The organism is Ruminococcus sp. (assembly GCF_016287535.1).
Taxonomy (GTDB): domain Bacteria; phylum Bacillota; class Clostridia; order Oscillospirales; family Ruminococcaceae; genus Ruminococcus.
In genome coordinates this window covers 1-8,360 of the sequence record NZ_JAEFAJ010000047.1, presented here as the reverse complement: position 1 = coordinate 8,360, position 8,360 = coordinate 1, and the positions used below count along the sequence as shown (strand labels likewise).

9 protein-coding genes, 4 tRNA genes and 1 rRNA gene are annotated in these 8,360 nt (G+C 46.8%); 13 read left to right on the top strand and 1 reads right to left on the bottom strand.

The window, feature by feature from the left end; genetic code table 11:
* Positions 1 to 367, bottom strand: a 367-nt coding sequence (gene rsmD, locus QZZ36_RS12795; protein ID WP_295082439.1) for a 16S rRNA (guanine(966)-N(2))-methyltransferase RsmD, incomplete at its 3' end; no start/stop codon positions are given.
* A gap of 376 nt (positions 368 to 743) precedes the next feature.
* Between rsmD and QZZ36_RS12790 the strand changes: the two genes are divergently transcribed.
* The 13 genes from QZZ36_RS12790 to QZZ36_RS12730 all read left to right on the top strand — a co-directional run.
* Positions 744 to 1,124 (top strand): GntR family transcriptional regulator, encoded by a 381-nt coding sequence (locus QZZ36_RS12790; protein WP_295082436.1) that lies wholly within the window; start codon positions 744 to 746, stop codon positions 1,122 to 1,124.
* Positions 1,121 to 1,999: an ABC transporter ATP-binding protein gene (locus QZZ36_RS12785; protein WP_295082433.1), complete on the top strand. Its 879-nt coding sequence runs from the start codon at positions 1,121 to 1,123 to the stop codon at positions 1,997 to 1,999. Before QZZ36_RS12790 ends, QZZ36_RS12785 begins: the two co-directional genes overlap by 4 nt.
* Positions 2,000 to 2,755, top strand: coding sequence for an ABC-2 transporter permease (locus QZZ36_RS12780; protein WP_295082430.1), 756 nt, complete (start codon positions 2,000 to 2,002; stop codon positions 2,753 to 2,755).
* Positions 2,755 to 3,486 (top strand): ABC-2 transporter permease, encoded by a 732-nt coding sequence (locus tag QZZ36_RS12775; RefSeq protein ID WP_295082427.1) that lies wholly within the window; start codon positions 2,755 to 2,757, stop codon positions 3,484 to 3,486. Before QZZ36_RS12780 ends, QZZ36_RS12775 begins: the two co-directional genes overlap by 1 nt.
* Positions 3,476 to 4,339, top strand: a complete 864-nt coding sequence (locus QZZ36_RS12770; protein ID WP_295082424.1) for a type II CAAX endopeptidase family protein — start codon at positions 3,476 to 3,478, stop codon at positions 4,337 to 4,339. The genes QZZ36_RS12775 and QZZ36_RS12770 overlap by 11 nt, the downstream gene beginning before the upstream one ends.
* A gap of 219 nt (positions 4,340 to 4,558) precedes the next feature.
* Positions 4,559 to 4,634: transfer RNA gene (locus QZZ36_RS12765), tRNA-Val, on the top strand.
* A 3-nt stretch (positions 4,635 to 4,637) separates the two neighbouring features.
* A tRNA-Asp gene (locus QZZ36_RS12760) sits at positions 4,638 to 4,714 on the top strand.
* Positions 4,715 to 4,717: 3 nt separating this feature from the next.
* Positions 4,718 to 4,793, top strand: a tRNA-Phe gene (locus QZZ36_RS12755).
* Between the two features lie 30 nt (positions 4,794 to 4,823).
* A tRNA-Gly gene (locus QZZ36_RS12750) sits at positions 4,824 to 4,899 on the top strand.
* Between the two features lie 113 nt (positions 4,900 to 5,012).
* Positions 5,013 to 5,627 carry a hypothetical protein gene (locus QZZ36_RS12745; RefSeq protein ID WP_295082421.1) on the top strand — a complete coding sequence of 205 codons (615 nt, stop codon included), beginning with the start codon at positions 5,013 to 5,015 and terminating at the stop codon, positions 5,625 to 5,627.
* Between the two features lie 138 nt (positions 5,628 to 5,765).
* Positions 5,766 to 6,677 (top strand): NYN domain-containing protein, encoded by a 912-nt coding sequence (locus QZZ36_RS12740; RefSeq protein ID WP_295082418.1) that lies wholly within the window; start codon positions 5,766 to 5,768, stop codon positions 6,675 to 6,677.
* A 2-nt stretch (positions 6,678 to 6,679) separates the two neighbouring features.
* Positions 6,680 to 7,795 (top strand): transglutaminase domain-containing protein, encoded by a 1,116-nt coding sequence (locus QZZ36_RS12735; RefSeq protein ID WP_295082415.1) that lies wholly within the window; start codon positions 6,680 to 6,682, stop codon positions 7,793 to 7,795.
* Between the two features lie 439 nt (positions 7,796 to 8,234).
* Positions 8,235 to 8,360: ribosomal RNA gene (locus QZZ36_RS12730) — 16S ribosomal RNA — on the top strand; the annotation flags it as partial.

Genomic DNA, 8,360 nt, shown 5'->3' with positions numbered 1-8,360 from the left:
TGTGGCGGTAGGGGGGGTCGAGGATAATGATATCGAAGGTCTGAGCGGTGAGCTCGATATAATCGTAGCTGTCACGGTTTATGACCTCAGACTGTCGTTCAAAGCCTGTATTGCGCAGGTTTTCGTTCACGCATCTTATTGAGCGCAGGGAGCTGTCTATAAAAACAGCGTGCTGTGCGCCTCTGCTGAGGGCTTCTATGCCCATCTGACCGCTTCCTGCGAAGAGGTCGAGGACTCTTGCTCCCTCGAGCTCGAACTGAACGGCTGAAAAGATGCCTTCCTTGACTTTATCGGCTGTAGGCCTTACATCGAGACCTTCGGGCGCGACAAGCTTGCGGCCTCTTGCAATGCCTGTGATAACTCTCATGTTTTAGTGCTCCGAAGCCGCAGAGTTTACTGCGGTTTCCGCATTTACGGTATACGGATACCGAATTATATACACTATATTATATATTATTTTTGCGGACTTGTCTATATTATTTCTTTAAAATAGGCGATTTTGACTAAAAAAGGCTGTTTTTAATTGTCTATCATATACACATATTCAAAATTAACTGGTTTGCCGCTGAGCCTGAAAAGCTGAGAGTTCAGGCGGACGCTTTGCACACATTAGTTTGAATGCAACTTTCAACTCTCAAATCTCAATTTCTGAAAAAATGCTTGGGAAATAAAAAAAACACTTGACAAGCGTGTGTATAAATGCTATAATGTGTATAACGTATATATACATTATGAGGTGGACTATGGATATTATTATCAGCAACTCATCGGGTGAGCCTATCTATCAGCAGGTATCTTCTCAGATAAAGGCGCTTATCCTGAACGGCGCGCTGAAAGCAGGGGACGCTCTGCCTTCAATGCGCACACTTGCACAGCAGCTCCGCATAAGCGTTATCACTACCAAACGCGCTTATGAGGATCTGGAACGCGACGGCTTCATCGAGTCTTATACAGGCAAGGGCAGCTTTGTCAAGGGGCAGAACACCGAGCTTCTTCGCGAGGAGTACCTGCGCCAGACAGAGGCTCTCCTCGCTCAGGTCTGCGACAAGGCAAGACAGTGCGAGCTCAGTCTCGACGAGCTGAAAGAAATGCTTGATCTCATTTACGGAGGGGAAGAAAAATGAATGAATATGAAAATGCTATTGAAATTAAGGAACTGACCAAAAGGTACGATGGCTTTACTCTCGACAAAGTCAGCTTTAATGTGCCGAAGGGCAGTATTATGGGATTTATTGGTCAGAACGGCGCAGGAAAGACCACTACTATCAACGCCCTGCTCAATATCGTGAAAAAGGACGAGGGCGAGATCCGTCTCCTCGGTCTTGACAGCGAAAAGGACGAATACGAGGCAAAAAAGCAGATAGCTGCGGTATTTGACGAGCTGCCCTTTGACGACAGACTCAATGCCATAGCTTTAGACAAGATACTCCGCGAGATATTCGAGGAGTGGAGCACGGATACCTTTTTCGGCTATCTTGACCGCTTTGCACTGCCGAGGAAGAAGAAATTCGGCAAGTTCTCCAAGGGCATGAAGATGAAATTGCAGATAGCCTCCGCACTTTCACACAATGCGAAGCTTCTCATAATGGACGAGGCAACAACTGGTCTCGATCCCGTTGTGCGTAACGAGATACTGGATATATTCCTTGAGTATCTCCAAAACGAGGAGCATTCCATACTCATGTCCTCGCATATCACCTCTGACCTTGACAAAATTGCCGACTGCGTTACCTTTATCGATAAGGGAAAGGTGCTTGTAAGCGGCTTCAAGGACGATATCCTTGACAGCCACGGAATACTCAAATGCACTAAGGACGACTATAAGGACATAGATCCCGGGGATATCGTGAGCGCCCGCCTTTCCGACTTCGGCGCAGAGGTAATGGTGTCCGACAAGGCGGCTTGCAGCCGCAAATACTCTGGTGCGGTAATAGATAATGTGTCCCTTGAGGACATAATGCTTTACTATGTAAACCGCAGCAAAAGGGAGTGGAGATGAATGAAAGGTCTTATCTATCGTGAATTTTATCTTATCCGCAAAACCATAGTGCTTACGCTGCTTGTTTATTTCGTTTTTGTTGCCATGATGTCCCTTGTTTGCATAAGCACCTATGCAGGCAACCTCAGAGACGAGAAGGGGGTTATAGAAGCCTTCTATCCACAGGCATACTTCTATGCGGCGTGTATCGCCCTGGCCGGTATGGGCTACGGACATAACGATATAATCCAGAAGGACTATCAGTCCCGCTGGCAGCTCTATTCCTATACTTTTCCTGTAAGCGACAGGAAGATAATCGCTTCAAAGTTCACAGTGCGCGGAATACTGCTGCTTGCAGGTCTTGTGCTCGCCCTGATAGCAGAGGTGATAATAGCTGCTGCGGCGAAAATGCCCGTAAGTTCTTCACATATCAAGAATATCCTCATTCTCGGAGCTGTTATGACAGTAGGCTTTTCAGAGATACCTCTTATGCTCCGCTTTAAGAATCAGAACAAGGCAGTGACTATCACACTGCTCGCGTGTGCGCCGATTCTGGCGGCTGTATTTTATTTCGGCTGGAAATTCGTGAAGTTCTGCATGGCTGAAGCAACAAGACTTTACGGAGAGGCGACAGACGAGACTATGGCGAAGGTATTTGCGCCCTATTTTGAAAAGGCACGGAATATAGGATTTATCGTCGCTCCTTTCTTTGTGGTCGGCGCAGTGGCGCTGTTCTATGTGTGGTCGCTTAAGGAGTACAGAAGGAGGCGTTACTGATGACGGGATATCTTTATAAGGAATTCAAACTCAATATCCGCCTTGTGCTTATTTTTCTGCTGACATACCTGTTCTTTTCCGCATGCCCGATCTTTGCGGTATCTGAATCAAAAGACGATGATACTATAGGACAAGCATTGACAATGATACTGGGAGTGTTCTGCATTTTCACATTTATCTCTGCGGGATGCATACAGAGCGGAGTTTTCAACGGCGATGACAGAAAGAAGTGGGTTTACTTCGTTACTTCGACCCCATCGGGGATAAAGGGACAGATAGGCGCAAAGTACCTGTTCACTATGCTGTTTGTCATGTTTGTCGTAACCCTTGAAACGCTGAAATTGGCACTTGCCGAGGAGATCACCGGACAGACGAGCGGACTTTCCGTGCTTATTGCGGCGATGTTTTATGTGCAGCTGTTTATGAGAGCCGTGGAGTATCCGCTGATAGTGCGCTTCGGGGCGAAGATGGGAAGCATGGTGAAGATAACGGCGGTATGCGTTATCATACTTGGCGTCATAATCTATGCGCTTTTCGGCGATACATCCGTTTTTGCAAGCATGGATACCTTCTGGGAAAGAATGTTTGCCTTTGTGGGAAATCCTGACAAGCTGAAAAAACTGCTGCTGTGGACAGGCATAGGAGCGCTGGCAGTGCTGCCGCTGTACTACATTTCCTACAGGATATCCGTGATGCTGTACCTGAAAGGAGCTGAGAACTATGCCAAGTAAGAAGAAAACCATCCTTCGTATACTTATATACCTTGTACTGGCTTTCGCTCCTGCTTTTGCAATAGAGCTGATATTCCCGGACAAGCAGGGCGGCGTGACCAACGCATTCTGGGGAGCTACATTAATGTTCTATCCTGCCATAGCTTCGATCATAACGCGGCTTGTGACGAAAGAGGGATTCCGCGACGCAATGCTGGGCTTCGGTAGAAGAGGCAGCGCAAAGTACTATGCGGTGGCTGTTCTTTATCCGCTGGTGCTTCCTTTCGTGGGGGCAGCGATACTTCACCTGTTCATCGTGAAGAACGGAAGTGTCTCCGACAGCGCTTTCGGCAGCGATGTTGTAATGGGGGTCGCTTCACTGCTGATAGGCCTTGTCTCAGGCATTGCAACGCTGTTCCATGGTCTCGGCGAGGAGCTTGGCTGGAGAGGATATCTTACGCCGAAACTTGAACAGCTCATGCCAACACCTGCGGCTGTAGTTGTCACAGGTATCATCTGGGCGCTGTGGCACGGTCCTCTCCTTGCTTACGGCTACAACTTCGGCAGGGACTATGACTTTTTCCCCTACGGCGGCTTTATCGCCATGATAGTTATGTGCATATTCTGGTCGGCGCTTCTGACATGGCTCACAAAGCGGACGGGCTCGGTATATCCCGCGGCGCTGTGCCATATGCTGATTGATACTGTCGCGGTATTCCTGCTCTTTGCATATAATGCTGAAGGGGAGCTCTTTGAGTTCGCTGTTCCGGAGTTCTGGGCGAAGATACTTGCGCTGTTCCCGATGATAATCGTAAGCGGAAGCGTCTGCATGATCCTGCTTTGCAGGAAAAATAAACAGGAAAAAACGGTTTGATAATTAATGGGGTAAATATTTTTTGTTGTGATCAAATGCGCCGCCGATGACGGCGCATTTGAATTCGCTTCAAAAATTTTTGTGCTTATTTGCGGCTAATTTCTGCGGTTTCTTAGAAAAAGCAAAAAAATCTTGAAAAAAATTCAAAAAAACGCTTGACAAACCTGAGATACTGTGATATAATTATTTTCGTCGCCGAGGATACGGCGTCTGCGAAGTGGGGGTTTAGCTCAGCTGGGAGAGCATCTGCCTTACAAGCAGAGGGTCACAGGTTCGAGCCCTGTAGTCCCCACCACATGGCCTCGTAGTTCAGTTGGTTAGAACGCCTGCCTGTCACGCAGGAGGTCGACAGTTCGAATCTGTTCGGGGTCGCCATGCGCTTCTGTAGCTCAGTCGGTAGAGCAGGGGACTGAAAATCCCCGTGTCGTTGGTTCGATTCCGACCGGAAGCACCATATAGAACGCTTCCGCGTTCTATATATAATGCGGATTTAGCTCATCTGGTAGAGCGCCACCTTGCCAAGGTGGAGGTAGCGAGTTCGAGCCTCGTAATCCGCTCCATAGTGGCGGGGGAATACTCTCGTCATTACATGAATCCCGAAGCAATAGTTTCGGGATTTTTTATTTAAGATTCATGGTATAAAAACAAGTTTCAGCAGTGATCGGAGATAGTTATGAGCCGAAGATATAATGAGAAAAAGTCCACTGTCAAAAAGGAATTCAGGAATATGAAGATACTGAGGGCTGTGGGCATAACCAAATGGGTGTTTGTTGCAATCGCAGTTATATGCTGCGTCCTTATACGTTTATTCTACTGGTACAATCGTCCCGGTACTTTCATTTCCTTTGGAAGAGTGACACAGGTAATCATCGCAAATATCGCTTTGTTCACTCTTGTGCCTGTGGTGTGCATCAGCGCACTGCTTTTCCTTGGCGAAAAGATAGCAAAGGGCGGAAGAGGAATGGCTATCGTGGCTGTCACCACATTAGTTGTGCTTCTTTGCGCAGGCGGGGTGGCTTATGTTGCTTTAAGCAGCAAGAATGCAGTTGAGATGCTGTATATGAACGAGTTCAATACTCCCGACGATCAGCATACCCTTTACTATGTCGAGTCAAAAAGTGAACGCGAGCGCGTTATATTCCGTAGAACAGGAAAATACACATACGAAAAGACCACATCTTTCGATACGGCAGGCAAGAGCGAGGATTACTTCCCGTCCTACAAGTGGGGAAAAGAAAGCTTTTCCGACGGAGAGAACGAGTATCCTTACTCGTCGTACAGCGAATAATAACTATATTCTCATAATTCCGCACAAAGGCGCTCAAAGGTCTTTGTGCGGAATTACTATATACAAATAATAATAAAAATGATATAATAAATGTACTATCTGCCGCTTTGACGGCAAGTACGCTACAGGAGTGAGAGAATGGAAAAGGAAATGCGATACGCTGTTCTTATCGACGCGGATAATGTTGCGGCGAAGTATACGAAATACATCCTTGATGAAGTTTCAAACTACGGTGTAGTTACCTACAAGCGCGTTTACGGCGACTGGACAAGGCCGAACCTTGCCGGCTGGAAGAGCATGGCTCTTGACAACGCTATCACACCCGTACAGCAGTACAGCTATACCACCGGCAAGAACGCCACTGACTCGGCTATGATAATCGACGCTATGGATATTCTCTATTCGCATAATATCGACGGCTTCTGCATAGTTTCAAGTGACAGCGATTTCACGAGGCTTGCCATACGTCTCCGTGAATCCGGTATGCACGTTATAGGCATGGGCGAGCAGAAAACTCCGAAACCTTTCAGCACAGCCTGCAACGCCTTCAAATACCTTGAGATACTGGCTGATGAAGAGATACAGGGCACGGGCGAGACTGAAAAGCTTGAGCTCAAGACGCTTGAGACAGCTATCGTCCGTATAATTACCGAAAATGCCAATCTGCAGGATGAGATAAATATCGGAGAGCTTGGAAGCCGGCTTCTCAACCGCTATCCTGATTTTGATGTCAGAAATTACGGCTATTCAAAGTTTTCACAGTTCCTGAAGGAATTCGACGGTCTCAGCTTCAGACAGGTGGGAAGCAGTATCCTTGTCTCACAGAAGTCAAGCATGACGGACCTTGAACGCATTGAGACGGCTCTTGCGGCTATAGTCCGTACAAACGGAACAAAGGGGTATAATCTCGGTGAGCTGAAAAAGCAGCTCTGTGCGAAGATACCGGAATTTGACGTAAAGACCTACGGCTACTCCAAGTTCAGCAAGTTTGTGGAGAATCTGCCGGCGTTCAAGATAAAGAACAACACAGTTATGATATCGGAGAATTGATTTTGAGTAAAAAAAATGCGGTCGTACTGATAATAGCTGCCTGCGGGGTACTCGCGGGAGCGGCGCTCATGTATGCCAAGGACAACGGTTTGTTTGAAAAAATGCCCGACGCGGAATACCTGGATTATCAGGAATCTTCGGTGAGACCGGTGTACAGTTCCCTTGATATGAAGGAGCGGGCGGTATATACCGCCCTTCTGCGCGGCATAGAACAGGAGCAGGATATTATAGCGCTTCCTGTTGAGGTCAAGGGCGACGAATATGCGAAGGTGTACAGGATACTCGAAAAACAGGAGGGCAGATTCTTCTATCTGGATTCTGTATACTATGTCGCAAAGCGTGTGCGCGACGCAAAGATAGCTTACAAGGAAGCCAATGACAACGAAAGAAAAAAAGAAGAGCTGGAAGAAGCGGTGCAGGACGCCGTTGAGGGCGCAGCTGAGCTTCGGGGCGGATATTATATAGTAGACTATATAAGCAGGTATATAATCAACAACTGCGAATATACCGACAAGATCGGCGACGGATATACATCTACGGCATACGGCTGCCTTGTTGATGGCAAGGCTAATTGCGAGGGATACTCAAAGGCGTTCAACCTGCTTGCTGCGGAACTTGGTCTGCAGAGCGTCCTTATAACAGGAACTTCGGAAAGCGGCGAGAACCATGCGTGGAATCAGGTATGTATAGGCGCCGACTGGTACAATATTGACGTTACATGGGCTGATACCGATGTATACGGCGAAATAAGGAAAGAGTACATCCTGCGTCCCGACAATGATTTTTACCAGTCACACAATCCGGATAAGGAGCTGTTTACGCCTCATGTATGCTATAAGGACGACTGGAACTACTTTAAGAAGAACGGTCTGTATGCGTCAAGTCTGACGGAGGCTGAAAATATAGTCAAGCGTGAGCTCGCAGCAGGAAAGGACACTATCGAAATAAAGTTCTCAAACGCCGGAATTTATGAACAATTCCAGCTCCTGATAGGCAATGAAGACAGAGTGCTCAACCTTATTGAAGCATCCGGAGCCTCGTTTGGCGGTACAGTGACTGTATCATGCAAAGAGAACCATGAAGAGCTGCGGCTTACTGTAAAATTCAGCGGGTCGTAAAATTAGACACAATTCGATTTGAAATAATAAGCAAGCTTGTTGATTATTCCGTGTTGACTTTGGTATATCTGCGTGGTATAATAATTAAGTCGCCGCAAGAGAGCGGAAAACAGTGAGTCTGCTGGTGCAGCGTGGAGTAAGTTCATGAAAGCGGCAACAAAAAATCTCAGAAAATTTTCAAAAAGCTATTGACAATGAAAAGTTTCTGTGATATAATATTAAAGCTGTCCCGGAAGGGATAGCAAGGAACAGCATCTTGAAAATTGAACAATGCGAAGGAAAAAAAGTAACGACCCTTGAGATTCCTTTTTGAAGCTGAGAGATCAGTGGATAGAAGAAAGGTCAAGAAAAGACTAAAAAATTACGCAAAAGTAATAACGCAAGCGTTATGAAGCAGGATTAAAGATATTTTGGTACTGAGGTACTGATATATACAATTTTAATAAAGAGTTTGATCCTGGCTCAGGACGAACGCTGGCGGCACGCTTAACACATGCAAGTCGAACGGAGGTATTTTGGTTTACTGAGATACCTTAGTGGCGGACGGGTGAGTAACACGTGAGCA

Bases quoted from the DNA above. Each gene is read 5' to 3' on its own strand.
- QZZ36_RS12775 (WP_295082427.1), top strand. From the start codon at position 2,755: ATGACGGGATATCTTTATAAGGAATTCAAACTCAATATCCGCCTTGTG.
- QZZ36_RS12740 (WP_295082418.1), top strand. From the start codon at position 5,766: ATGGAAAAGGAAATGCGATACGCTGTTCTTATCGACGCGGATAATGTT.
- QZZ36_RS12780 (WP_295082430.1), top strand. From the start codon at position 2,000: ATGAAAGGTCTTATCTATCGTGAATTTTATCTTATCCGCAAAACCATA.
- QZZ36_RS12770 (WP_295082424.1), top strand. From the start codon at position 3,476: ATGCCAAGTAAGAAGAAAACCATCCTTCGTATACTTATATACCTTGTA.
- QZZ36_RS12790 (WP_295082436.1), top strand. From the start codon at position 744: ATGGATATTATTATCAGCAACTCATCGGGTGAGCCTATCTATCAGCAG.
- QZZ36_RS12745 (WP_295082421.1), top strand. From the start codon at position 5,013: ATGAGCCGAAGATATAATGAGAAAAAGTCCACTGTCAAAAAGGAATTC.
- QZZ36_RS12785 (WP_295082433.1), top strand. From the start codon at position 1,121: ATGAATGAATATGAAAATGCTATTGAAATTAAGGAACTGACCAAAAGG.